The 23,442-nt window shown below is 58.0% G+C and carries 20 protein-coding genes and 1 riboswitch; of the genes, 10 read left to right on the top strand and 10 right to left on the bottom strand.

All coding sequences use genetic code 11. From position 1 onward, the window contains the following. Positions 1-39 precede the first annotated feature (39 nt). Complete coding sequence (locus H9I52_RS09355; RefSeq protein WP_187453642.1) at positions 40-642, bottom strand: DUF2911 domain-containing protein; 603 nt, start codon at positions 640-642, stop codon at positions 40-42. Between the two features lie 232 nt (positions 643-874). On the opposite strand from H9I52_RS09355, the gene namA reads away from it, so the two are divergent. From namA to H9I52_RS09335, 4 genes are all read left to right on the top strand, one after another. Then, complete coding sequence (gene namA / locus H9I52_RS09350; RefSeq protein WP_187453641.1) at positions 875-1,948, top strand: NADPH dehydrogenase NamA; 1,074 nt, start codon at positions 875-877, stop codon at positions 1,946-1,948. 191 nt (positions 1,949-2,139) lie between these two features. Beyond that, on the top strand, positions 2,140-2,652 hold the full coding sequence (locus H9I52_RS09345) for a hypothetical protein (RefSeq protein ID WP_187453640.1): 513 nt from the start codon (positions 2,140-2,142) through the stop codon (positions 2,650-2,652). A gap of 101 nt (positions 2,653-2,753) precedes the next feature. Then, positions 2,754-2,857: riboswitch (SAM riboswitch) on the top strand. Positions 2,858-3,226: 369 nt separating this feature from the next. After that, on the top strand, positions 3,227-4,225 hold the full coding sequence (locus H9I52_RS09340; protein ID WP_187453639.1) for a RimK family alpha-L-glutamate ligase: 999 nt from the start codon (positions 3,227-3,229) through the stop codon (positions 4,223-4,225). Between the two features lie 4 nt (positions 4,226-4,229). Next, positions 4,230-5,249, top strand: coding sequence for an LLM class flavin-dependent oxidoreductase (locus H9I52_RS09335; RefSeq protein ID WP_187453638.1), 1,020 nt, complete (start codon positions 4,230-4,232; stop codon positions 5,247-5,249). A gap of 83 nt (positions 5,250-5,332) precedes the next feature. Here H9I52_RS09335 and H9I52_RS09330 read toward each other — a convergent pair whose 3' ends face one another. From H9I52_RS09330 to H9I52_RS09310, 5 genes are all read right to left on the bottom strand, one after another. Continuing rightward, the gene (locus tag H9I52_RS09330) at positions 5,333-6,157 is read right to left on the bottom strand and encodes an SDR family oxidoreductase (RefSeq protein ID WP_187453637.1); all 825 of its coding nucleotides are present in this window, start codon (positions 6,155-6,157) and stop codon (positions 5,333-5,335) included. A gap of 148 nt (positions 6,158-6,305) precedes the next feature. Next, positions 6,306-6,947, bottom strand: a complete 642-nt coding sequence (locus H9I52_RS09325; protein ID WP_187453636.1) for a gluconate 2-dehydrogenase subunit 3 family protein — start codon at positions 6,945-6,947, stop codon at positions 6,306-6,308. A gap of 20 nt (positions 6,948-6,967) precedes the next feature. After that, entirely contained in the window at positions 6,968-8,710 is a 1,743-nt protein-coding gene (locus H9I52_RS09320) for a GMC family oxidoreductase (protein ID WP_187453635.1), read from the bottom strand. Positions 8,711-8,726: 16 nt separating this feature from the next. After that, a complete protein-coding gene (locus tag H9I52_RS09315) occupies positions 8,727-9,413 on the bottom strand; it encodes a DUF1080 domain-containing protein (RefSeq protein ID WP_187453634.1) in 687 nt (228 codons plus the stop codon). Between the two features lie 164 nt (positions 9,414-9,577). Further along, positions 9,578-10,870: an MFS transporter gene (locus H9I52_RS09310; protein WP_410403027.1), complete on the bottom strand. Its 1,293-nt coding sequence runs from the start codon at positions 10,868-10,870 to the stop codon at positions 9,578-9,580. 574 nt (positions 10,871-11,444) lie between these two features. Between H9I52_RS09310 and H9I52_RS09305 the strand changes: the two genes are divergently transcribed. Then, positions 11,445-11,708 carry a hypothetical protein gene (locus H9I52_RS09305; protein WP_187453632.1) on the top strand — a complete coding sequence of 88 codons (264 nt, stop codon included), beginning with the start codon at positions 11,445-11,447 and terminating at the stop codon, positions 11,706-11,708. Between the two features lie 71 nt (positions 11,709-11,779). On the opposite strand, the gene H9I52_RS09300 is transcribed toward H9I52_RS09305, so the two are convergent. Next, positions 11,780-12,550, bottom strand: a complete 771-nt coding sequence (locus H9I52_RS09300; protein WP_187453631.1) for a hypothetical protein — start codon at positions 12,548-12,550, stop codon at positions 11,780-11,782. A gap of 232 nt (positions 12,551-12,782) precedes the next feature. Between H9I52_RS09300 and H9I52_RS09295 the strand changes: the two genes are divergently transcribed. Continuing rightward, positions 12,783-13,355: a hypothetical protein gene (locus H9I52_RS09295; RefSeq protein WP_187453630.1), complete on the top strand. Its 573-nt coding sequence runs from the start codon at positions 12,783-12,785 to the stop codon at positions 13,353-13,355. A 147-nt stretch (positions 13,356-13,502) separates the two neighbouring features. Here the strand turns inward: H9I52_RS09295 and H9I52_RS09290 are convergent, their stop codons facing one another. Together H9I52_RS09290 and H9I52_RS09285 are read right to left on the bottom strand one after the other, a co-directional pair. Further along, positions 13,503-14,414, bottom strand: a complete 912-nt coding sequence (locus H9I52_RS09290; protein WP_187453629.1) for a hypothetical protein — start codon at positions 14,412-14,414, stop codon at positions 13,503-13,505. A 355-nt stretch (positions 14,415-14,769) separates the two neighbouring features. Then, complete coding sequence (locus tag H9I52_RS09285) at positions 14,770-16,869, bottom strand: glycoside hydrolase family 97 protein (RefSeq protein WP_187453628.1); 2,100 nt, start codon at positions 16,867-16,869, stop codon at positions 14,770-14,772. Between the two features lie 229 nt (positions 16,870-17,098). Here H9I52_RS09285 and H9I52_RS09280 point away from each other — a divergent pair, with 229 nt between their 5' ends. Further along, positions 17,099-18,673 carry an NAD(P)/FAD-dependent oxidoreductase gene (locus H9I52_RS09280; RefSeq protein WP_187453627.1) on the top strand — a complete coding sequence of 525 codons (1,575 nt, stop codon included), beginning with the start codon at positions 17,099-17,101 and terminating at the stop codon, positions 18,671-18,673. Between the two features lie 19 nt (positions 18,674-18,692). Here the strand turns inward: H9I52_RS09280 and H9I52_RS09275 are convergent, their stop codons facing one another. Next, positions 18,693-19,367, bottom strand: a complete 675-nt coding sequence (locus H9I52_RS09275) for an RNA polymerase sigma factor (RefSeq protein ID WP_187453626.1) — start codon at positions 19,365-19,367, stop codon at positions 18,693-18,695. A 156-nt stretch (positions 19,368-19,523) separates the two neighbouring features. Between H9I52_RS09275 and H9I52_RS09270 the strand changes: the two genes are divergently transcribed. The 3 genes from H9I52_RS09270 (at position 19,524) to H9I52_RS09260 (ending at position 23,414) form a co-directional block, all read left to right on the top strand. Beyond that, positions 19,524-19,925 (top strand): DoxX family membrane protein, encoded by a 402-nt coding sequence (locus H9I52_RS09270; protein WP_139517118.1) that lies wholly within the window; start codon positions 19,524-19,526, stop codon positions 19,923-19,925. A gap of 87 nt (positions 19,926-20,012) precedes the next feature. Continuing rightward, a complete protein-coding gene (locus H9I52_RS09265; protein WP_139517117.1) occupies positions 20,013-20,381 on the top strand; it encodes a CoA-binding protein in 369 nt (122 codons plus the stop codon). A 216-nt stretch (positions 20,382-20,597) separates the two neighbouring features. Further along, on the top strand, positions 20,598-23,414 hold the full coding sequence (locus H9I52_RS09260) for a caspase family protein (RefSeq protein WP_165699449.1): 2,817 nt from the start codon (positions 20,598-20,600) through the stop codon (positions 23,412-23,414). Positions 23,415-23,442: the final 28 nt, after the last annotated feature.

Here is a 23,442-nt window from a genome sequence, read left to right as displayed (position 1 = left end):
AGTTTGCCGGGCCGCTTTGGTAGAGCTAAGGCGCTGGTGTTACATTGTTGATTTACCAGCGCTGGACACCGTAAAATCAACTTCTGTATTCTCCCACAGCATCGAGACCTTGCCTGATTTGTCGAGGTTGATGGTGAAGACTTCCGTGGGTTGAGCGGTCTTCTTGGGCTTTACTTTCACGCGCAGGGCGTCCTGGGCAGCATCGTATTTGAAGGCGCCCCACTGGTCGGCGGTCTTGTTGAAAATGACCGTCCACTCGGTTTCGCCGGGGATGGTAAACAAGGCGTATTTGCCCGCGGGCAGCGCCTGGCCTTCAATCTTGACGTCTTTGCTCGTCTCAAACGTAGTGGCTTCGTTGGCGCCAGTGCGCCACACCTTGCCGTAAGGCTCCAGTCCGCCAAAAATCTTGCGGCCCTTCATTGAGGGGCGGCTGTAGTCGATGGTGACGTTGGCAGCACCCACCATCGCCGACACCTTAGCGGGCGGACTGGGGCGCTTGCTTTTGTCTTCCGGCGCCTTGGTCGTCTGGGTTTGGGTGGTTGTCGTTTGGGTAGTGCTGGTTTGGGCGTGGCTCTGCACGGAGCCCAGCAGCAACGCCGCCGAGAAAGCAGCCAGCCATAATTTTGCGGTTCGGTTTTTCATGCGCGTGGTGGGGTAAGGTTTGAGATGAGCTAAAGAAGCAACGCAACGCTTCTTTTGTTGCTGAAAGTATCTGATTTTCTTCACTTTTGCTCGCGTCGCCACTGGTGAGCGGGTCGCTGACCGCCGATGTTGGAAACTTTCCGGACGGCAACGGGTAATACCAGGCAATCAGCACTCATTCGGGCGCGGGAGTGCCGGTTAGTGGCTACCGCGTTTCTTATTCCTTCCTTTCATGGCAGCAAAACTTTTCAGCCCCCTGCGCCTGCGCGGGCTTGAGCTTAAAAACCGCATTGTAGTGTCGCCGATGTGCGAATATTCCAGTCAGGATGGCTTTGCCAACGACTGGCATCTTGTCCATTTGGGTAGCCGGGCCGTGGGTGGCGCCGGACTTATTATTTTCGAAGCCACGGCCGTGTCGCCGGAGGGACGCATCACCCCCGACGACCTCGGCATCTGGAAAGACGAGCACATTGAAATGCTCAAACGGATCACGTCCTTCATCGAGTCGCAGGGCTCGGTGTCGGGCGTGCAATTGGCCCACGCGGGCCGCAAGGCCAGCACCAGCAGCCCGTGGAAAGGCGGCGTGAAAGTACCGGAAGACCAAGGCGGCTGGCAAACCGTCGCGCCCAGCGCCCTTCCGTTTTCCGATGCGTATCCCATGCCAGTAGCGCTCGACGAAGCCGGCATCCAGAAGGTGCTCGACGACTTCCGGGCCGCGACGAAACGGTGTTTAGAGGCGGGATTTAAAGTCATTGAGATACATGCCGCCCACGGCTATCTGCTACACGAGTTCTTTTCGCCCCTGAGCAACCAGCGCACCGACCACTACGGCGGCTCGTTTGAAAACCGCATCCGGTTGCTGCTGGAAGTCGTGGCAGCGGTGCGTGAAATCTGGCCCACCGACCACCCGCTGTTTGTGCGCATCTCGGCCACCGACTGGACCGAAGGCGGCTGGTCTATCGAGGATTCCGTTGCGCTTGCCAACGTCTTGAAAACCAAAGATGTCGACTTGATCGATGCCTCTACCGGCGGCAATGTACCCAATGCCCGCATTCCGGTCGGCCCCGGCTACCAGGTGGAATTTGCCGCCCGCATCCGGCAGGAAACCGGCATCCCGACCGGAGCGGTCGGCATCATCACCGACGCCCGGCAAGCTGAAACCATCCTGGAGAACAACCAAGCCGATCTGATCATCATGGCCCGCGAGTTTCTGCGCGACCCGTATTTCCCGCTTCACGCGGCCCAGGAGCTCGGCGCGGACGTGCCGTGGCCCGTGCAATACGAACGGGCCAAGCGCCATAAGTAACTGACTACAAATCACTTATCAACTTAAATCAGTCATCACTTCGCTAAACGTCCGTCCTTCTCCTGCTGTGCTCAGAAGGATGGGCGTTTGTTTAATAGCGGGCAAACATATTTATTGCGAGTCGCAGTAATAGCAACAGCATCTTAGCCTCAGCGATAATTATTGCATTGAAGCATCAAAGCCTATTTCACATGGAAGAATTTTTATCTGCACCAGAAATTAAAAGAGTTAAATTTTTAGGGCTTTATCAAGCCTTAAGCGGCGCTTTAGGTATATTTATAACAATTTGGGCACTGGCTCAGACAGAAATAATCACTGGAATTGTTCTCGCAATGATCATTACAATGCTAAGTTTTTATTCTTTTTCTATTTATGCGGGCAAATTACTGATAAATGATAGATACGAAGGACTTTTGATTTCAATGATCAATCAATCGATTCAGGTTCTCAATCTTTCGTTTGCGGGAATGTCATATAAATTTGTATCAGGTTCGGCTTTCTTTATTAATATAGATTTAACAAAGAGCTTATCAATAAAATTTGAATTTAATTTCCCTACTTTCCTTTTGAGTTATAATAGAAACTATGAATTATCTGTTTTCGGCGTAAATATCGTTGCGATTATTCTGCTGTTATCCCTTAATAAAATAAGAGAAGGAATAAAGGAAAAACGTCAGCTTCAAGTTGCTCAATCAGCTTTGTAATTTCCACAATACGGTCGAGCTTTAGGATTTCCTGTTTGCATTGTAAGCTGTCGGCAACCATCTTTGCAACCATAACGTCAAAACCCGGTTTTTTCGGGGATGATTTATACAGAAGAAGGGAGAGATCAGGCTCTGTGAACTTCTAGCAACCTACCTTGAGCTAAGGTGCTAATTCCTGCCTAAAATTGTTTAGGAACTATAAACCAGCGCTTTACATGCAAACCCCAACGGTTTTTTCAGTTGCCTCTCCCCTCGCCCGAACCCAACACGCGTTGTTCGGCGGAGACTTCTTCGTTTCTACAGCTTCCTGTTGCTGTTGTTGTTAACTCTGCCATTCCAGTGTCGGTTGGTATAGTACAGGCTCCTCTTTACAAGTGCTAAGCAGCACGGACTGAGCCTTTTGTGGCCCTTTGCCCCGCACAGGTTGCAGCCAAAACCAGCGCCCGACAAAACTTTCCCGCTGGAAATTTCCTTCTACTCCTTTCGATACGAATTCTTTATTTATCTAACTAATTGACAATCAGTTAGTTATATAAATACTCTCCTGTAATTTCTCAGATTACCAACTACCTATATGTCCACTTACTCTTCCGAAAAGCCGATTGGCATTTATTACGAGCATCCTGAGTGGTTTAAGCCGCTGTTTGCCGAGCTCGACCGTCGGGGCATTGCCTACGAAAAGATTGATGCCGCCCACCATATGTTCGACCCTTCCGAAGAGGAAAGCCGCTACAGCTTGGTGGTCAACCGGATGAGCTCGTCGGCTTACCTGCGCGATCATGGGCAGGGCATCTTCCATACGGCAGGCTTCATGACGCATCTCGAGCGGTTGGGTGTGCGCGTAATCAACGGAACGGTGGCGTCGAGCATCGAAACCAACAAGGCTCGCCAACTCTCGCTTTTGACGCAGTTGGGACTGAAATACCCCAAATCGCGGGTGGTAAACCACGTTTCGCGCATTCCGGATGCGGCGGCTGAGTTGCAGTTCCCGCTGGTGGTGAAGGTCAACATCGGCGGCAGCGGCGCGGGCATCATCCGCTTCGACACGCCGGAAGGCTTGCAGCAGGCTGTGGAAGCCGGCAGCATTGATCTGGGCATCGACCAAACGGCTCTGGTACAGGAGTTTGTGGCGCCGCGCGGCGGCCACATCACCCGCGTAGAAACCTTGGATGGCAAGTTCCTCTACGCCATGAAGGTGTTCACGACGGGCGAAAGCTTCAACCTCTGCCCTGCCGAAATCTGCCAGATTCCGGACGAGATCACCGAAGGCGACTTCTGCCTCACCGAAGCGCCCAAGAAAGGCATTCAGGTAGAAGCAACGACTCCACCGGCCGAAGTGATTGAGGCTGTGGAGCGCCTGGTGGCTGCGGCCAAAATCGACGTGGGCGGCATCGAATACCTCGTAGACGACCGCAACGGCGACGTGCTGTTCTACGACATCAATGCCCTCTCCAACTTCGTAGCCGACGCCGTGAACGTGGTGGGCTTTGATCCCTACGCCCGCTTCGTAGACTACCTGGAGCAAGAACTGGCTAAGAAGTCGGAATCTCAACTCGCCACCCAAGAAGCTTAGAATCATGCAGTTCGGATATTGGCTTCCCATATTTGGCGGTTGGTTGCGCAACGTGCCCGACGAAGGCATGAGCACTTCCTGGGACTACGTGCGCCAGCTGGCCCAGCGCAGCGAAGAGTGGGGCTATAGCCTCACGCTCATCGCGGAGCTTTACTTAAACGACATCAAAGGCCAGGAGGCGCCGGCCCTGGAAGCCTGGTCGACGGCGGCAGCGCTGGCGGCGGTGACGAAGGAGTTGGAAATCATGGTGGCCGTGCGGCCTACTTTCCACAACCCCGCGTTGCTGGCCAAGCAAGCCGCCAACATCGACCTCATTGCGCCGGGTCGCTTGTCGCTGAACGTGGTGTCGTCGTGGTGGCGCGACGAGGCGACCAAGTACGGGCTGCACTTCGAGGAGCACGACGATCGCTATGCCCGCACCAAGGAGTGGCTCGACGTGCTGACCGGCGTGTGGGAAAAAGACCATTTCACCTACGAAGGCAAGTACTACAAAGTCACCGACAACGTACTACAACCCAAGCCGGCCAAAAAGCCTTTCCTGTACGCCGGTGGCGAATCGGAAGCGGCTAAAAACCTGATTACCACCCAGTGCGACGGGTACGTGATGCACGGCGACTCACCCGAGCAGATCGGCAAGCGCATCGCCGACATGCGCCGCCGCCGCGAGGAAAAAGGCTTGCCGCCTATGAAATTTGGCGTGGCCGGCTACTCCATCGTGCGCAACTCGGAGCAGGAAGTGAAGCAGGAACTCGACCGCATCACCAACGTGCAGGCTTCGGCGGCTGGCTACGGCAACTACCAGCAGTGGCTGGCGGGCACGCAACTAGAGCAGCAAGTGTCCTTGCAGGATTACTCGGTGTCGAACCGCGGCCTGCGCACCGGCCTTACCGGCACGCCCGCCCAAATCCAGGATCGCATCGCGGCCTTTGAAGAAGTGGGCGTTGATTTCTTCCTGCTCCAGACCAGCCCGCAACTGGAGGAAATGCAGCGGTTCTCGGAAGAGATTATCAATGTATTAGCTTAAGTATTTCATAATCAGATACTTACAAAAAAGCCCCGACTGCTATAGCAGTCGGGGCTTTTTTGTGGAGCTCGAATGGGGTAAGGTCATTCCGCCAAGCCGAAATTCTTCTGCGTCATCGCCAGATACGCTTCGTCGGTCATGTTGGCTTTGGCGCCCAGCACCTGTTGCGCATCGGCACCGGCGATGTAGCGCAATTGGCCCGAGCCGTCGGTGGCGGCGGTATAGATTACCTCGGCGATCTGCTCGGCGGTGGAAGCATTGCCGCTGCGGCTGCTGAAGGCATTGAGCACGCTGCGTACCTGCCCGGCGTAGGGGTTGGAGTCGTCGGCGGGGTCGATGGTCATTTGGAGCGAGCGGGTGGCAAAATCGGTGGCTACGCCGCCAGGAGCCACTACTTTCACCTGAATGCCGAACGGCGCCAGCTCAAACCACAACGACTCCGAGAAGCCGTCGAGCCCGAATTTAGTAGCGTGGTACAGCGAATTCATCGGAAATGCCGTGCGCCCGCCCACCGATGTGATGTTGATGATAACACCCGATTTTTGCGCCCGCATAAGCGGCAACGCGGCCCGCGTGACCGCAAACACACCGAATACGTTGGTCGCAAACTGCGTCTGAATCTGCGCATCAGTAGCCGCCTCGAAGGGCCCGACCAAGCCGTAGCCGGCGTTGTTTACGAGCACATCGAGACTGCCGAAATCCTGGTGGGCCTGCGCTATTACGCGGGTTACGGCCGCGCCATCAGTTACGTCGAGCGCGTACACGCGCACACTAGGCAGGTCGTCGAATTTCGCGTCGGCGGGGTTGCGCATGGTGGCGGCTACCTGCCAGCCGTGCTGGGCAAAAAGGCGCACGCACGCCGCACCGATGCCCGTAGATGTGCCGGTGATGAAAACGGTTTTAGCCATGAGAATAAGCTGAAAATGAGGTAGTACTGAGCGATGTAGACTCGGCCCTAACAAAGACGCACCACCGCGGTCAATACTTCATCTTGGTCCAATTCTTCTGATTTTTCAAATCCGGCATTGACTATTGCGCCACGCGGCACGTGTCGGGTTACACGTGTTCCATGCCGTATTGCTTGAGTACGTCTTCGGGCACGCCGGTCCATTTGTTCGGTGAATTACCGACGTAGCCAAGATCGGCGATGCCCATTTTGCTGGTAAAGAAGCCGGAAGCGGTCAAATCGCGCATCCGATTAAAAAACGTTACGCCCTGCTTCATTTCGCGCGTGGCCTTCAGCGGATATGCAATGGCCGTTACCATTTCGAGTTGCTGCGGCGGGGTGCAATCCACAAAAGCACGGTTGAACCGGGTTAAGCACTGCACATCAAGCCAGCGCAGGCCACCGCGCATGGGCACCTGGTGCTCCGGTATATCCTTGACTATGAACTCGATAAAGTCAGGCACTTTGGCGTCCGAGGCGCTCCCCGACTTCTCGTCTTTGGGAATGATGATATCAGCCAACACCGTGATCGTGGCCATCTCGTGCGGAGTAAAGAACTTCTCGGCGTGCAGCTTCTTATCTCGCTCTATCTCAAAGGCTTCCCTGCCCGCAACTCCCGCGTCTGTGGGCGTGGGCGTGGAAGCGGCCGGAGCCTCGGTCGTTTTAGGTGAATCGTTCTTGCAGGCATCGACCAGCAAGGCGGTCGAAAGGGTAGCTAAGCCTATGGCTTTCAGAGAGTCGCGTCTTTTCATCGGTGGGTAACAATCAGGGGTTACACGTTCAGCTTTTTTCTTTGCTCCAAGATGTACTCGCTCGTGCGCATGGAGAGCGCCAGGATGGTCCAGGTCGCGTTTTTGTCGCCTTGCTGCACAAACGGCGACGCATCGACCACAAACAGGTTTTTGCAGTCGTGGGCCTGGCACCACTTGTTCAGGGCCGATTTTTTGGGGTCGTCGCCCATTCTGACCGTGCCCACTTCGTGAATAATGCGCCCCGGCGCTTCGAGCCCGTAATTGGTTTCGGGCCCCTGAATTTTCGACGTGATGATGCCCCCCATCGCATGCATAATCGATTGAAACGTTTCCTGCATGTGCTTGGCCTGCTTGACTTCGGCATCGGTCCATTTGTAGTGAAACTTCAGGACGGGTATCCCGAATTTATCCACCACGTCGCGGTCGATTTCGCAGTAATTATCTTCTCGGGCAATGGCAGTTCCGCGGCCCGCCATGCCTACCTGGGTGCCGTAAAAGCGCCGGTAATCGTCTTTTAACGAAGCACCAAAGCCGCCGGCGTCTTTCATTTTTCCGTCGCGGCCGGGCACCAGACCGTTTAAGTTCTGGATGCCGCCGCCAAACCCATACGACGGCATGTGCATCCCGCCTCCGTATTCGATGTGATAGCCGCGGGGGAAGTCCAACTTCTTGTTATCCAGCCACCAGGGCGAATAAATGTGTACACTGCCGGCGCCATCTTCATTGTAGCGCTTCCGATCCAGTAGCTGCGGTAAAAACCCGCCCAAGCTGGCGCCGGTCGAATCGTGTATGTATTTACCCACGATGCCGCTGCTGTTCGCCAACCCGTTCGGATGGCTTTTGGAAGTAGAATTGAGTAGTAAGCGAGCCGTTTCGCCGGCACTGGCCCCCAGCACGACCAGCTTGCCCCTTACTTGGTACTCCTGCAAATCATCTTTGTCCACGTACGATACGCCGGTCGCGAGGCCTTCCTCATCGGTTAGCACCTCGCGCACCATCGCGTTGGTGATCACTTTCAAATTCCCGGTTTTCATAGCCGGAATAACCAAACACGACGACGAGGAAAAATCGGCGTAGATTTTACAGCTACGGCCGCATTGCCCGCAATAGAAACAGGTGCCGCGGTCTTTGTTGTTGGGCAAGCTTTCGGTCAAAACCGATCCGCGGCCTGGAATTACCTTCACACCCGCCTTAGCAGCTCCTTGCTTGATAAACAGCTCATTAAGGCGCGGTTTGGGCGGCGCCATAAAGATGCCGTCCGGTTCATTTTCCAATCCCTCAACCGTCCCGTAGATCCCAATCAGGCGGTCCACTTTATCGTAATACGGCTTGACTTCGTCGTACGTGATGGGCCAGTCGTCCGTGAGCCCATCGATGTGGTGACTCTTGAAGTCGTTGGGCCCCATGCGCAGGGAGATGCGCCCCCAGTGGTTGGTGCGGCCGCCCAACATGCGGGCCCGGAACCAGTTAAACTCCGTTTTATCTTTGGTGGTGTAGGGTTCGCCTTCCAGCTCCCAGCCGCCGTAGGCGGCGTCGAAATCGCCAAATGCCCGAGTGGTCGAGGCCCCACGGCGCGGCGATTCGTACGGGAATTTGAACTGTTGCGCGTCTTTGGCCGGATCGAAAAACGGCCCGGCTTCCAGCATCAGCACCTTCAAACCGGCGTGCGCCAATACGTAGCCGGCCATGCCGCCCCCGGCACCCGACCCCACCACGATAGCGTCGTATACCGTACCGGTTTTCTTAATTTGGAATTCGCTCATAAATCAGGCAAACAGATTAAAGCAGTTCGATTTTTATATTCCGAAACGATACCGGATGGCCATGATCCTGCAACGCGATGTGGCCTTTGGGATAGGCGGCAAAGTTTTTCCAGGTCTTGAATTTACTGTTCTCAAGCAGGGCTTTCCATTCGGCGCTGCCCATCTGCGTATCGACCACTTTTGCGCCGTTCAACCAGAAAGTCAGATGCCCGTTTTGCTTGCGTAATTTCACCAAGTTCCACTGGCCGGCTGGTTTCACTACGTTTTGGGCTGGGGCCTTCATATCATACAACGAGCCGGCCCGGTGGGTGGCTTTTTTGTTGTCTTCCGCGCTTTTATCGTCCAGAATCTGCATTTCCACTCCGGTTTCGTAAGTGGCTTGAAACGCAGGATCTTCGTGCACGCCAAAGATGATTCCGCTGTTTCCCCCTGCGGAGATATTCCACTCAAGGGTCAATTCAAAGTTTTCGTACTCGCCATCGGTTACCAAATCGCCTTGGCCTTCTGCTTTGGGGTTTAACTGCAGCGCGCCCTGCACAACCGTCCAGGCAGGTTCGGCTTTGGGCTTCAGGTAGGTATGCCAGCCCTTGGTGGTTTTGCCGTCAAACAACGACTGCTGTTTTGCCCCCGAGGTAACACTCTGACCATGAACACTTTGACTAATCAACACCACTGCCAGCAGATTGAGAAAGGAGAATTTCATAGGTTGGATAAATGGTTTTAGGGCTTAGTAGGAAGGATTCAGGTGAGGGCGGAGTCGAGCCGAACCGGCCGGTCGGGGTACAGGCATTCGCCTTCGAGCCGACCGGGGCAGGCGCCAATATATTGATTCCCAACAGGAAAGCGAAGGCTGGGGAGGCCTACTGTTCAGTCGTGGGTGATGCGCGAGGTGTGCTTGGTATCGGCCATGCGCAGATACACGATCAGGGAAATCACGGCGCAGAGGGTTACGTACCAATAGAACCAAGCTTCAACCCCCTGATCCTTAGCCAGTAACGCTACGTATTCGACCGTTCCGCCAAAGATGGCCACGGTGAGCGCGTACGGCAGGCCCACGCCCAGCGCCCGGATCTCGGTCGGGAACAGCTCGGCCTTCACCACGGCGTTGATGGACGTATAGCCGCTCATGATAATCATGGCCACGACCAGCAGGCCAAATGCGCCCCAACTCGTGTGCGTTTGGCCCAGCAGCGTCATCAAGGGCACGGTGCCCAGGGTGGCCCCTACTCCAAAAAACAGCAGCACCGGCCGCCGGCCCACGCGGTCGGAAATGGCGCCCATGAGCGGTTGCAGCACCATGGCTACGGCCAGCGTCCAGAAGGAAATCAGGGTGGCTTCGGCCTTGGTGAAACCGGCCGTGTTAACCAGGAATTTTTGGGTATAAGTCGTGAAAGTGTAGAAAACGATGGTGCCGCCCAGCGTCAGGCCCACCACCGTGAGCACCTCGCGTGGGTATTGCAGCAACACCCGCATCTTGCTGATTTTCTGATTATTAACAATTTCATTTTGGGGCACTTCAGTTTCTTCCTGCTTCACAAAAGCGTCCGTTTCCTCCATGTGCTGCCGCAGGTACAGGGCCACAAGGGCCGCCAGCGCCCCGATCACAAACGGAATGCGCCAGCCCCATTCGTGCAGCTGCGCGTCGGTGAGCACTTTCTGTAAGGCCAGCTGCACGACCAGCGCCAGCAGTTGCCCCGCAATGAGCGTTACGTATTGAAAACTGGAAAAGAAACCGCGGTTCTTGCGGTCGGCCATCTCGCTCAGATACGTAGCGGAGGTGCCGTATTCGCCGCCTACGCTTAGCCCCTGCAACAACCGCGACACGACCAGCAGCACCGGCGCAAACACGCCAATACTGGCATACGCCGGCGTGAGCGCAATGAGCAGCGAGCCGGCGCACATCAGCAGCACAGATAGCAACAAGGCTGCCTTACGGCCGTGCCGGTCAGCATAAAGACCTAGCAACCAGCCACCTAAGGGGCGCATCAGAAATCCCACTGCAAAAATGGCGGCAGAGTTGAGCAGTTGCGCCGTTTGGTCGCCTTTGGGGAAAAAGGCCGGCGCGAAGTACAGCGCAAACGCCGAGTAAATGTACCAGTCGTACCACTCGACCAAGTTGCCCACCGAGCCGCTGAAGATGGATTTGATGCGCGAGGCCATCGTGCGCTGCGGCGGGCGGATTGAGGTCGTTAGGTCCGGCATGGGAAAATAGAAGTGGTTGGGAAACGTAAGCTAGCACGGCAACCGGAGAAGCGCGCAAAAGCGACGCGTTTTATCAGCCCTTGTACCTCAATCGCGCATCGGTTGTTCACTAGAAGTAGCGAGGTAGCACTTCGCGTTGTTATGCCCCTAGCATGGAAAGGTGATTTTTGTAAATAGAAATAGCTTGGTACTTTTCCGGGGCATGTCCGATACGCTACCCTATGTTAATCTCCGTTTCCCAGAAACCCGACAAGCTGGCAGAACGCCGTTTTCTGGGATTTGTCTAACTCGTGTACCTTTCAGAAAAGCAAACCCCTCACGAAAGGGTACAATGGTTAGTCTTCTGTTTATACAAGCCGCCATGTTGTGGCTGCTGCTGGCGCTCGCGCCACTGCTCCACGCCGCACCAGTGGCCCCGCACACCCGTATGCGCCCGCCCGGCCCCTGCTATCAGGTGACCCGAATCGATTCCGTGACGGAACTGATCAGACTCAGAGACGCCGACTCCTTGACGAACTACGAGGGGGTATATGTGATTTACGCCACAAACAACCACCACACCTTCAAGATTACGTCTCCCCGCAGGCGGGCTTCTTACCACAAATGCCTCGTGGTGGGCGGGTGCTATCGCTTTCAGCTCACGTCTTGGTTTGCGCCACAACCCAGCGAGCCGACGGATCTGTCACAAGCAGGGGGGGTGGTCGTCAACGGCGTCGCCGTGGACCGAGAGCCCGCCACCGGGGACGACCTTTTTTTCGATGATCGGTTGGAAAATCTTTGCTTTACAAAGCGCTAAGATGACAGTATTAAACATAAAACGACTTATACGACTGGTATGCTTCCGTATTCTGGAGTGTGGGTGTCTTTTCAGCGACCTGCATAAACCGTATCTAAGAGCGCATTCAGCGTCTGTTGCGTCTGATCACACCGGTCAGCGGCGGCCAGCGCCATCCAGTGCTCGGGGGGGGTGAAACGCGCCAAAAGCATAGATTGCTTGGCGTAGTCCGTCGTGACCGGGCAGCGGTTCGCCCTGGTTAACACCGTATCCAAGGCCCGCACCAGGTCGGGGTTTGCGAACTTTCCCTGGCGGGTAAGCCGCCAGTTCCGGGAATCGAGCTGGGCAAAGGCGTAATAGGTGCCCCCCTGCGGGTGAGCGAAAAGCACATACGTTGTAAAGTCGTCTTCCCCGATGAGTTCATAGTCGAGTAGGTAGACGGCACAACCCGGTGCCTGCGGCCCGAAGGGGGCGGTGGTTCGGAGGTAGCGGAAAAAAGCGCTCCACTGCCGCTGTAAGCGCGCCGTGTCCTGCTGCAACATGTTTCGAAACACATAGCTGGCGGCCGATTTGGCCGCTACCGCATTGGTGGGGTGGTGCTGTTGCTGGGCGAGCGAGCGGGTCAACGCCTGGGCTAAGGCAGCCGCCTGCGCAGCCGAAAACAAGGAGGAGGTGGCCACCGGGCGACAGCCGGGCCGCCGCGCGGTTTCGGAATTGCCTTGGCAAGCGCCCAGCAAGAGGAGAACACCCAGGACACCCAGGGCCCAGAAAAGGCGGGCACCCCGAGGAGCAGACGTGGCCCGGGTTGTTTGGGCTCCCCAAGGGCGTGTGTTGGAAGGGGCAACGTTCAGGTAGGGGAACATTCTGTTAAAGTAGACAGAAAGAAGAACGCAGTATGCCTTGCTGAGTAGCCAACTTCTTGGCTTTGTCGCTAAACATAAGACTAGTTATAAGCACCTTCCGGAAAAATGGCAAATTTTACGCCCTTGTTCGCGACGTCCCAGGATGGTAGTTTGCCAAGGTTACACTCCTTTGCCGGATGCTTCCCTGCTTCCCAAGGCGGTCGATGGCCTCTCGCAAATACTTTCGTACTGTATGCTTACTACTCTTGTTGAGGGCCGCCCAGAAGCCACGATTACGTTGACGCAAACGACTTACCTGCACCTGCAGGTAGACGACGTGGCGTACCGCGTCGACTTCCTCGACAAAGTAGAATTTCGATTAAAACCGGGTGTACGTGGGGTCCTGGCTCATCATACGCGGCATCCGCTACTGCTCGATTACAGCGAACCCCAAGCCACGGTTTACCTTACTTCCCGGCCTCAAGATCCCCCCGCGCTGTTGCGCGACCTGCACCGCGCCGTGGACAGCGCGTCTCACCACTGGCGGGAGTTGCCTCGGTATCTCTTTGGCTGGAGTACAGCCAATGCCCTCGCCTCTCTCGAGAAGAATTTGACCGACGGGAGCGGGCTGGTCGTGGAACGAGCCCCAGCCTCCATTGTGCGGGCGGTTGTGGGGGCCTGTGACCAGCACGGCGCAGCCACGTATTTATGGGGCACGCTGGAAGCGCCGGCGCCGGCGAACCCTTACAGTGTACTGTTTATTGGATCGTGTTACGTTGTAGCTCGGAATTTTCAGGTTCGTGCTGTCAAAAAAACAGGTGAGTAAGCTCGCCCGATAAGGACCGATAAGCGGCGGGCTTATCGGCCTTATACTCCCTGGATAGGGTTCGATAAACCCGGCCTTATCGACCCTCATTTCGGACTGTATTGGAACAGGCCTGTTCAGCAGCATCGTCTGGTTATACCGCGGCGCCTACTTGGGCACTAGCAATTCCGCCGCGATGCCAAAATTCGCCCAATCCCACGCCTTGATCAGTTTGTGTGAGTAGTGGCGCCGGTTGACGAGCATCAACATCGACAAGTCTGGCAGGTGGGTCAGGGGCTGTAAATCGCCGTCTACGACCCTCGTTCGGGGGCCGTACAAAGCCAGCGCCTTTAAACTCGTCACGCGGCCCAAGGGCGCCAGGGACTGAATGGCTCCCACGTTCAACAACAGGATTTCCAGGTGCGGCAAGTTTTGCACGAAGGCCACCGACCCCACGTCTTTGTAGCCGTCGATGTTCAATCGCCGCAGGTTCGTTAACCCCGCGATGGGGGCGAAGTCCGACACCCGGTAGCAGTTCAGCAATTCCAATACCTGCAAGTGGCCCCGCAGCGCCTCCAGAAACCGAAGATCCTCCACCGAGGAATCAGCCAGCGTTAAACGGGTGAGCGTCCCCAACTTCGCTAGCCGATCGACCTCGCCTTTTTGAAGGCCGGTGAGGGACAGCTCCTCCAGGGCCGGGGCGTCAAAGATCGACTGGACGCGGTGGTTGTAGTGGAGGAAGCATTTCTTCAAGTGCGGGAAGTTGCTAAAGTCGATGGCCTCGGTGGGTGTTACGTTCAGGCTCAAGGCTTGCAGCGCGCTGTGGCATTCGAGGGCCGCAATGCCCGCGCTGTGGTGATCGATGATGTCCACGGTGGACAGGCTGGGGAGGTCGGCCAGAAAGCGGTAGGATTCGCTCTGCCACCCGCGTGCGTGGTTTAAGTACAGGTGCTGGACGTGGTGGGCCTGGATGAGGTCGGCGAAGCCGTCGACCCACCGGCCCGTGATGAGCAGCCCTTGGGAAGGGCGGGCGAAGGGCTCTCCGGTGTAGGGGTCTTTATCGAGTAGGTCGTAGTGCATGCAGAGGCTTTGGGTGCGTTGGGCAGCGGGACTGCGAGGCGAAAGTACCCACGCGCAGCGAAGCACGCCCCGCCTCGTTTGTTGGTCTGTCTTCACCCCGTTGTCAAAACGACAACGTCACCACGAGCACAGGTTGCAATTTGGATAACGGAGGTTTCGAGCCAGAACGCAAAACGAAGCCCCGCTGCGCGGCAAACGTCCTGTCAGAATCCTAATGCATTGCTTCTGCAACCGGCGCGTTGGGAGGTGTATAATCCTCAGATGGCGCGTATAACTACTTTTATAATAGGCCGAGGCCGTTGTGGGGGTTCATCGCGCCCATGTTTTTCTTGTGAGGTTTGCTTTCCGTGTAATGCTACTTCGCAACAGGCTTAAAACTAATGGCTGCACCGCCGCCGGGGGCCAACTGTAGCTTGAGCGCCGTGCGGCTGTTTACCGATTGCTGCCGAACTTGATAAGCCGCAGGGTTCTTCTGCCAATCGGCGTCCTTGGCATCGGCGTAAATGGTGGCTACGTACTTGGTGCCGGGAGTCAGGAAATTTAACTTCACCGTCTGCTGCCGTGCCTGCTCGTCGGTGATGGCGCCTAAGTACCAGTCTTCCTTGCCCTTAGCCTTGCGGGCAGTCACGATAAAGTCGCCGGGCTCGGCGGCCAGAATGCGCGTGTCGTCCCAGTCCACGGCCACGTCTTCGATGAATTGGAAAGCGTCGAGGTGCTGGTTGTAGTTTTCGGGCAGGTCGGCCGCCATTTGCAAGGGGCTGTACATGGTCACGTACAAGGCCAGTTGCTTAGCTAAAGTGGTGTGTACCTGGCGCTTCGGGGCACTGGCCGCGTAGCCTTGGAGCTTGAAGATGCCGGGCGTGTAGTCCATCGGCCCGCCCATCAGGCGCGTAAAGGGGAGGATGGTTTCGTGCTCGGGAGCATTGCCGTCGCTGAAGGCGTTGAACTCGTTGCCGCGAGCGGCTTCCGAAGCCAGCCAGTTAGGATACGTGCGGTGCAGGCCAGTCGAGCGCACGGGCTCGTGCATGTCCACCATGATGTGGCTCGCCGCCGTTTTTTGCGCCGTGTGCACGTAATGATTAACCATCCATTGCCCGTCGTGGTGCTCGCCACGCGGGATGATGCGGCCCACGTACCCCGTTTTCACCGCGTCGTAGCCGTGCTCGTTCATGAAGCGGTAAGCAGCGTCCTGGCGCCGCTCGTAGTTGGTCGCGGAGCCGGAGGTTTCGTGGTGCATGATGATTTTCACGCCTTTGCTGGCCGCGTAGTGCTGCAACTCATCCACGTTAAAATCTGGGTAGGGCGTCACAAAGTCAAACACTTCCTCTTTCCAGTTGCCTACCCAATCTTCCCAGCCCACGTTCCAGCCCTCAACTAACACGCCCGGGATGTGGTGCTGGGCGGCAAAGTCGATGTAGCGCTTCACGTTGGCCGTAGTGGCGCCGTGGTGGCCGTTGGGCTTCAGGCGGCTCCAGTCGGTGCCGGCCAGCTTGATGTTGCTGGAGTCCGAGTAGTTCCAGGAAGCGCGTCCCACCTGCATTTCCCACCACACGCCCACAAACTTCTGCGGCTTGATCCAGCTTGGGTCCTGAATCTGGCTCGGCTCGTTCAGGTTCAAGATCAGCTTCGAGGCCAACACCTCCGGTGCCTTATCGCTGACCACGATGGTGCGCCAGGGCGTGTGCTCGGGTGCCTGCAAATAAGCCATCGCCCCCGTGACGGCAGGCACCAAGTCGCTGGTGAGGCCGAAGGTTTTGGGGTCTACGGTGAGCATCATGGCCGGGTAATTCACCAGCGCCGCCTCGTGGATGTTCACGTACAGCCCGTCATCCGACTTGAGCATCAGCGGCGTTTGCACGCGGTAAGGCGCTGCTTTCAGCTGAATGACCTCAATGGGCGTGGTGTTGATCTTGCTCAGGCGAGAGGTGGTATAAGTATACTCATTGGAATCGTAGTCGCCCGGAATCCAAAACGCTTTGTGGTTGGCGGGCAGGTTAAATTCCGTATGCTCGGCCGTCACGGTGAAGTACTGCAGGTTGGCCTGCCTTGGCCACGCGTAGCGAAATCCTAGCCCGTCGGCAAACACGCGGAACACCACGTCGAGTAGGCGGCGCGGCGCGGCTAGCTGCCGCAGATGCACCGTGAGCTGCCGGTAGTGGTTGCGAATGGTTTTGACTTCGCCCCACACCGGCTGCCACGTTTCGTCTACGTCCTTGGTTTCGCTGCCTACCACTTCCATCTGGCCCTCAAAGCCTTGGCCATCCGCCAGCGCAACACCCAGGCGGGAGGGTTTGACAACTACCTTCGAGCCGTAGCGCAAGGTGTAAGTGGGCTGCCCGTCGGGGTTCAGGGCAAAGGTTAAGCCGACTTGGTCTAGCTGGGCCGTCAGTGGGGCGCGCTGACCTACGGCTTGTAGGCTGGCCAGCAGCAAGGCGGCTACGAGCAACTGCTTCATTAAGGTAGAAATTGGAGTGCGGCAAAAGTAGGCAAAGCGCCCGGCTTTGGTTGACAAGGCCCGCAGCGCATATTAGTCCGTTGCTGACCCTAAGTATGGTTCTCGGACGCGCCTTGCAAAACGTTCATTTGTTCTTTCCCGACGAGCGCGTGCCACCATGCGGAACGCCGCATCTATCTTTGTTGTCTGAATACCATTCGGTCTGAAGGCTAGCTCCCTTTCACCCACTATGCTCGACAAGAAAGAAATTGAGGTGCTGCTTCCGGCGGAAGTGGCCTACGACGAGTACGCGCGCTACGGCGCCCTGCTCGATGCTGCGGGTTTGCAGCCCGGCGAAGCCGATTTTGTGCACCTGCGCCGCCGTTCCATCGATGCCCGCGGCCGGCAACCGCTCGTACGGCTGCGGGCGGATGTGTGGCTCACCCCGCCTCCTGCCGAATTATTCGGCCCCTGGTTTCAGTACCCCGATGTCAGCGGCGCGCGACGCACGGTGCTTATTGTGGGCGCGGGTCCGGCGGGGCTGTTTGCAGCGTTGCGAGCTATCGAATTGGGTATCAAGCCGATAGTAGTGGAGCGCGGCAAAGATGTGCGCACCCGTCGCCGCGATTTGGCTGCTTTAAATAAGGAGCATCTCGTCAATCCCGATTCCAACTACTGCTTCGGCGAAGGCGGGGCCGGTACGTATTCAGATGGCAAGCTGTACACGCGCTCTACCAAACGCGGTGACATTCAGCGCATTCTGCGGCTACTGGTGCAGCACGGCGCTACGCCCGACATTCTGGTGGATGCTCACCCGCACATCGGCACCAACAAGCTGCCCTCCGTGGTGGCAGCCCTGCGCGAATCGGTGCGGCAAGCGGGCGGCGAGGTGCATTTTGATACGCGGGTGACCGACCTGATCTTGGATAAAAATCGCCTGCGCGGCGTCGTGACAGCTACCGGCGAAGCGCTTGAAGCAGATGCCGTTATCCTGGCCACCGGCCACTCGGCCCGCGACATTTACGAGCTGCTGCACCGCCGCGGCGTGCGCGTCGAGGCCAAGCCGTTTGCCCTGGGCGTGCGCGTCGAACATCCGCAGGCCCTCATCGACCAAGCCCAGTATCGCCGCGCTGACCGCGGCCCGCTGCCGGCGGCTTCTTACGCACTGGTGCACCAAACCCAGGTGAAAGGCAAGCAGCGCGGTGTGTTTTCGTTTTGCATGTGCCCTGGCGGCTTCATCGTGCCGGCGGCCACGGCCCAGGGCGAAGTGGTGGTGAACGGCATGTCGCCGAGCCGCCGCGACTCGCGGTACGCCAACTCCGGCATTGTGGCCGCTATCGAGCTGGAAGACATGGACTTACGGCAGCATGGTGCTTTGGCCGGCTTGCGGTATCAGCAGGAAATCGAGCAGCGCGCCTGCGCCCTGGCGGGCCATACGCAGCTGGCTCCAGCTCAGCGGTTGGGCGATTTTCTGAAGAACAAGCTCTCATCCGAGCTGCTGGAAACCTCCTACCAACCCGGCCTCACCCCCATCCGCATGGACGACGTGCTGGGTGCCAATCTGGCCGAGCGCCTGCGACAAGGCTTCCAGAATTTCGGCCGCAAAATTCCAGGTTATGCCACCAACGTGGCCCAGATTGTGGGGGTAGAAAGCCGCACGTCGGCGCCGGTGCGCATTCCGCGCGACCCGGCCACGCTGCAACACCCCGAAATTACGGGCCTTTTCCCCTGCGGCGAAGGCGCGGGCTTTGCAGGCGGCATTGTGTCGGCAGCCATGGACGGGGAGCGTTGCGCAGAAGCAATGGCGGCGCTATCTATTTCATAAATAATTAATAATCAAGTATTTACAAAATAGATAACGCGTTCGTCTCGTTGAGCCGGGCCAACACAGTGTGCACCATTTGGTCGCAGCGGTGCCCCAGGTAGGCGAACGTACGGTGCGGATCAAAACTGCCCAGCCGGGCACGTAGCTGTGCGCGGGCCCGCAGCAGGCGCACTTTCACGTTCGTCTCCGTAAGCCCCAGGCTCTGAGCCGTTTCGGATACGTTCATGCCTTCCACGGCGCGCAGCACAAACACGCTCCGGTACTTGGCGGGCAGCTCACAAACGGCGGCTTCCAACGCCTGGCGCAGCTCGTCGTTGAGCACGGCTTGGAGAGGCGTACGCTCGTCGGGCTGGGCTAATTCGGTTGGGTTGGGGGCGGTATCCAGGTCTACGAAACGGCGCTGGCGGCGCTGGCCCATCAGGCATTCGTTCAGTAGAATCCGCGTAAGCCAGGTGGCAAAACTGGCGCGACCTTCAAACTTGCTCAGGTGCTCGTAGGCCTTCACCCAGGCATTCTGCATGGCTTCTTCTACGGCCTCGGCATCGCCCAGCACGGCAATGCCGGCGCGGTAGAGGCGCTGGTTGTAGCGGCGCATAAGCAGCTCAAAAAGTTGCTTTTCGCCGGCTAACACGCGGCCAATCACGTCAATATCGGGGAGCGGAGCGTAGGGCATGGCGGCAAGGGGCGGAAGCATGACGAATTAAGTTAAATACTTCTTTGCGAAGCAGTTAGACAATGGATGCACAAGCGAGCGGTTTGGTTACAAAACCTGAAAAACCCGAATTTTCTGTAACCTCCGGGCAGGCTCGGCATCCAATGGCAACAAACTACCACTCAACGTTTTACTGCCATGCAAACCGATCTTCACCTTCCAGCTTCCTCCTCCCGGGTTGCGGCGCCTTCTGTTACGCAGGTGCTGCGCATTACCTATGGCCTGGTGCCCATCGTGGCCGGCCTCGATAAGTTTACGAACCTGCTCACCGACTGGTCGGCGTATTTGGCGCCGAGCGTAGCTACGCACCTCCCCTTTTCGGCCCACACGTTTATGATGCTGGTGGGCGTCATAGAGATTGGGGCGGGCCTTCTGGTGCTGTTTCGGCCCCGCATCGGGGCTTGGGTGGTGATGGCGTGGCTCGTGCTCATCGCCCTGAATCTGCTCATCAGCCGTCATTACGACGTAGCCGTGCGCGACTTGGTGATGGCCGTGGGGGCATGGTCGTTGGGGCGGCTCAGCAACGGAGCGCCTTCCTAACCTCACGCAATAGTGCTAAGCAAAGGGAACCAGACCACCGCGAGCGCGTTTCGTATAAAGAGTAGTACCTTCTACTTTGCACTCGCGATGAAAAAAAATAAGAAAACCGTAGTGATCGGCGCCAGCGACAACCCGGCCCGGTACTCATATAGAGCCGTCAACATGCTCAAAAGCCACGGCCACGACGTGGTGCCTGTGGGCATTCGCAAGGGCCAGGTCGCTGGCCTCGACATTCACCTCGACAAACCCGAACAATCGGAGGTAGACACGGTGACCTTGTACGTGGGCCCGCAAAACCAGCCCGCCTGGTACGATTACATCCTGGACCTGAACCCCAAACGCATCATTTTCAACCCCGGCACCGAAAACGACGAGCTCGAGCGCTTGGCGCAGCAACGCGGCATTCGCACCGAAGAAGCCTGCACGCTGGTGATGCTCTCGGTAGGCAACTACTAGCGCCGAGCTTCCGCCCGTACTTGTTGAACCGCTGCCCCGGCCGGGCATCACATAATCATGTGATGCCCGGCCGGGGCAGCGGCGTTTCCAGCGTTCTGAGCGCGACCAACGGCCGATCTCATTTGTCAATATTTTAATTAATCTATTTTCAATTTATCTTCCAAATGCCGTCCCGAACCGGAATGGATAATGCTCATTTTTAATAAGTTATCCGCCATGCCTACCCGTTTCAAACAACTGTCCCTGGCCGAGTTCATTGCCGTGCTCGACCGCTTCCCCTTCACGCGGCACATCAACGCCGTGCACATGCACCACACGTGGCGCCCCAACCGGGCGCAGTACCAGGGTTTGGCCAGCATTGAGGCGATGTGGCAGTACCACACCCAGCACAACGGTTGGTCGGACATTGCCCAGCACATCACCATCGCGCCCGACGGCACCATCTGGACGGGCCGCAACTGGAATCTGGCGCCGGCCAGCTCCTCAGGGCACAACGGCAACTCGCTGGCGGGGCCGTTTATGTTTGAGATGATCGGCGACTTCGACAAAGGCCGCGATCCCTTCGACGGGGCCCAGCGCAACACGGCCCTGCACGTGGTGGCGCACGTGCTGCATAAGTTTAAGCTCCCGAACGAGGCCCTGCACTTTCACAACCAAATGTCGGTCAAAACCTGCCCCGGCAGCAGCATCAGCTACGCCAATACGCTGGTGGAAGTGCAGAAGATCAGGGCGACGCTGGGCACCCGCACCGTCAATTTTGGCGCCGTAATCGACTCCGAGCGCATCGAACGCGCCCTCGAGCTGCTGCGCCGCGTGCCCATTGCCAGCCACACCCGCCGGCTGGGCGCCGAAGCCCTGGCCGAACCCGCCGAAGAAGGCATGAGCCGGCAGGAGATGCACCACGTAACCGATGCCCCGGAAACAACGACCAGCCGGAACGCGCCTCTCCGCGAAGCGCTGTCGGAAGCGCAGAAGCGTCGCCTGCGTCCGCACGTCATCAACCTCGACCAGGGCCACTTCTCGCCCGACGGCCTCTACACCACGCGCCCCGCGGACGTGGACGCCATTTTTGACCGGTACTTGGAGCAGGCCCTGCAGGAAGCCAAAGCCGCCAACCGTCCCCTGCAGATCATGCTGTACGCCCACGGGGGCTTGGTATCGGAAAAATCGGGGCTGCAAAGCGCGCTGCGCTACATTCCGTGGTGGCTGCAAAACCACGTCTACCCGCTCTATTTTGTGTGGGAAACCGGCTTGTGCGGCACCTTAGGCGCCATCATCCGGAGCGTCGGCTCGCGCGAGGCGGCCCGCGGCATCACCGACCTCACCGACCGCATCGTGGAAAAATCGGTGGGGCCGCTCGGGGGCCAGCTCTGGAAAAACATGAAGGACAGCGCCGAATGGGCTGCGGCTGCCGACGGCGGCGCCCGCTACGTAGCCCTCAAGCTCAAGGCCTTCTGCGATGCCCACGGCAACGACGTCCGGACGGGCGCCTTGCAGCTGCACGCGGCCGGACACAGCGCCGGCTCTATTTTCCACGCCCATTTTATTCCGGTGGCCCTGCAACTGGGCGTGCCCGCTTTCCGCACGCTGCACCTGCTGGCGCCGGCCATTCGGGTAGATGAATTTAAGCGCCATCTGGCCGCCCACGTGGGCAAAGGCATCCAGCACCTGACGCTGTACACCATGCGCGACGCGCTGGAGCTGGCCGATACCTGCTCGCTGATTTACCGCAAATCGCTGCTCTACCTGCTGTACTACGCCCTCGAAACGGCCCGTGAAACGCCGATTCTGGGGCTCGACATCTCGCTGCACGCCGACGCCCAACTCCAGCAGCTGCTCGGCCTCAGCGGCACTCCCACCCCCAACGCCGAGGTAATCTGGTCGAAAACGTTGGAGCCCACGCACCGCAGCTCCAGCACCTCGACCTCGCACGGCGGCTTCGACGACGACGCCCCGACCATGGAAAGTGTGCTCCGCCGCGTTACCAACCAAGAACCCGTCGCGCCCTTCCCCACCACCCGCGAGCTGGTCGATCCGTGGCACGAGCCCGTCGAGCTGCCCGAAGAGCTGGTGCTGCTGGCGCAGGTGCAGGCCGAAACCAAGGTACCCACGCCGAAAAAACCCGCTAAACCGGCGCCGCTCATGCCGTTGCCAAGCAGCAACGGTCATGCCCGTCAGCGCGCCCTGTGCATCGGCATCGACGAGTATGCGGCGGCGCCGCTCAGCGGCTGCGTGGCCGACGCCCAGAGCTGGGTACAGACGCTGCAGAAGTTTGGCTTCGAGACGGCCACCTTGCTGGACAGTGAAGCCACCCGCGCCAACATGCTCGACCGCATCACCAAACTGGTGAACACCAGCAAACCCGGCGACGTGGTCGTGATTCAGTATTCGGGGCACGGCACGACGCTGAAAGACCTCGACGGCGACGAAGAAGACGATGGCCGCGACGAAGCCCTGTGCCCCTACGACTACGCCACCGGCGCGTTCCTGCTCGACGACGACTTGCGGGCGGTGTTCCGTCGCGTGCCGACCGGCGTCAACGTGACGTTGTTTATGGATTGCTGCCATTCGGGTACCATCAGCCGGTTTGCGACCCTAGAGCCCGTGGTCACGGCTCCCTCCAACTCGCGGCCTCGGTTTATGCGCGCCACTCGCGACATGGAAGCGGCGCACGAAGATTTTCGGCGTACACTGGCCAACAACGGCCTCACCTCGCCGGCCGACGGCAGCCGGGCGCATATGCGCGTGGTTACGTTTACGGCCTGTCAGCCCATCGAAGTAGCGTATGAAACCGACGGCAGCGGCGACTTTACCAACCGGGCCGTGCGGTTGCTGAGCAAAGCCACGACGGGCGTCACGCACAAGGAGTTTCAGCGGCAGGTCACGCGGGCCTTCGGGGCCAAGCCGCGCCAACACCCCACTCTCGACTGCACCGACGACGCCTCCGGCTACGCGCTGCTTCAGCCCGTGCCCAGCGTCAGCAGCAAAGTGGTAGCTCCGAAACCCGCACGGCGCAAAAAGCAGCTCGGCTAACTTCTTACCCATTTATATAACGTGTTTA

Source organism: Hymenobacter sp. BT491 (assembly GCF_014349165.1).
GTDB lineage: Bacteria > Bacteroidota > Bacteroidia > Cytophagales > Hymenobacteraceae > Hymenobacter > Hymenobacter jejuensis.
This window is presented reverse-complemented; position numbering and strand designations above follow the sequence as displayed.

Coding starts and splice junctions, on each gene's coding strand:
- H9I52_RS09355 (WP_187453642.1), bottom strand. CDS start 642: ATGAAAAACCGAACCGCAAAATTATGGCTGGCTGCTTTCTCGGCGGCG.
- namA (WP_187453641.1), top strand. CDS start 875: ATGGCAGCAAAACTTTTCAGCCCCCTGCGCCTGCGCGGGCTTGAGCTT.
- H9I52_RS09345 (WP_187453640.1), top strand. CDS start 2,140: ATGGAAGAATTTTTATCTGCACCAGAAATTAAAAGAGTTAAATTTTTA.
- H9I52_RS09340 (WP_187453639.1), top strand. CDS start 3,227: ATGTCCACTTACTCTTCCGAAAAGCCGATTGGCATTTATTACGAGCAT.
- H9I52_RS09335 (WP_187453638.1), top strand. CDS start 4,230: ATGCAGTTCGGATATTGGCTTCCCATATTTGGCGGTTGGTTGCGCAAC.
- H9I52_RS09330 (WP_187453637.1), bottom strand. CDS start 6,157: ATGGCTAAAACCGTTTTCATCACCGGCACATCTACGGGCATCGGTGCG.
- H9I52_RS09325 (WP_187453636.1), bottom strand. CDS start 6,947: ATGAAAAGACGCGACTCTCTGAAAGCCATAGGCTTAGCTACCCTTTCG.
- H9I52_RS09320 (WP_187453635.1), bottom strand. CDS start 8,710: ATGAGCGAATTCCAAATTAAGAAAACCGGTACGGTATACGACGCTATC.
- H9I52_RS09315 (WP_187453634.1), bottom strand. CDS start 9,413: ATGAAATTCTCCTTTCTCAATCTGCTGGCAGTGGTGTTGATTAGTCAA.
- H9I52_RS09310 (WP_410403027.1), bottom strand. CDS start 10,870: ATGGCCTCGCGCATCAAATCCATCTTCAGCGGCTCGGTGGGCAACTTG.
- H9I52_RS09300 (WP_187453631.1), bottom strand. CDS start 12,550: ATGTTCCCCTACCTGAACGTTGCCCCTTCCAACACACGCCCTTGGGGA.
- H9I52_RS09295 (WP_187453630.1), top strand. CDS start 12,783: ATGCTTACTACTCTTGTTGAGGGCCGCCCAGAAGCCACGATTACGTTG.
- H9I52_RS09290 (WP_187453629.1), bottom strand. CDS start 14,414: ATGCACTACGACCTACTCGATAAAGACCCCTACACCGGAGAGCCCTTC.
- H9I52_RS09285 (WP_187453628.1), bottom strand. CDS start 16,869: ATGAAGCAGTTGCTCGTAGCCGCCTTGCTGCTGGCCAGCCTACAAGCC.
- H9I52_RS09280 (WP_187453627.1), top strand. CDS start 17,099: ATGCTCGACAAGAAAGAAATTGAGGTGCTGCTTCCGGCGGAAGTGGCC.
- H9I52_RS09275 (WP_187453626.1), bottom strand. CDS start 19,367: ATGCTTCCGCCCCTTGCCGCCATGCCCTACGCTCCGCTCCCCGATATT.
- H9I52_RS09270 (WP_139517118.1), top strand. CDS start 19,524: ATGCAAACCGATCTTCACCTTCCAGCTTCCTCCTCCCGGGTTGCGGCG.
- H9I52_RS09265 (WP_139517117.1), top strand. CDS start 20,013: ATGAAAAAAAATAAGAAAACCGTAGTGATCGGCGCCAGCGACAACCCG.
- H9I52_RS09260 (WP_165699449.1), top strand. CDS start 20,598: ATGCCTACCCGTTTCAAACAACTGTCCCTGGCCGAGTTCATTGCCGTG.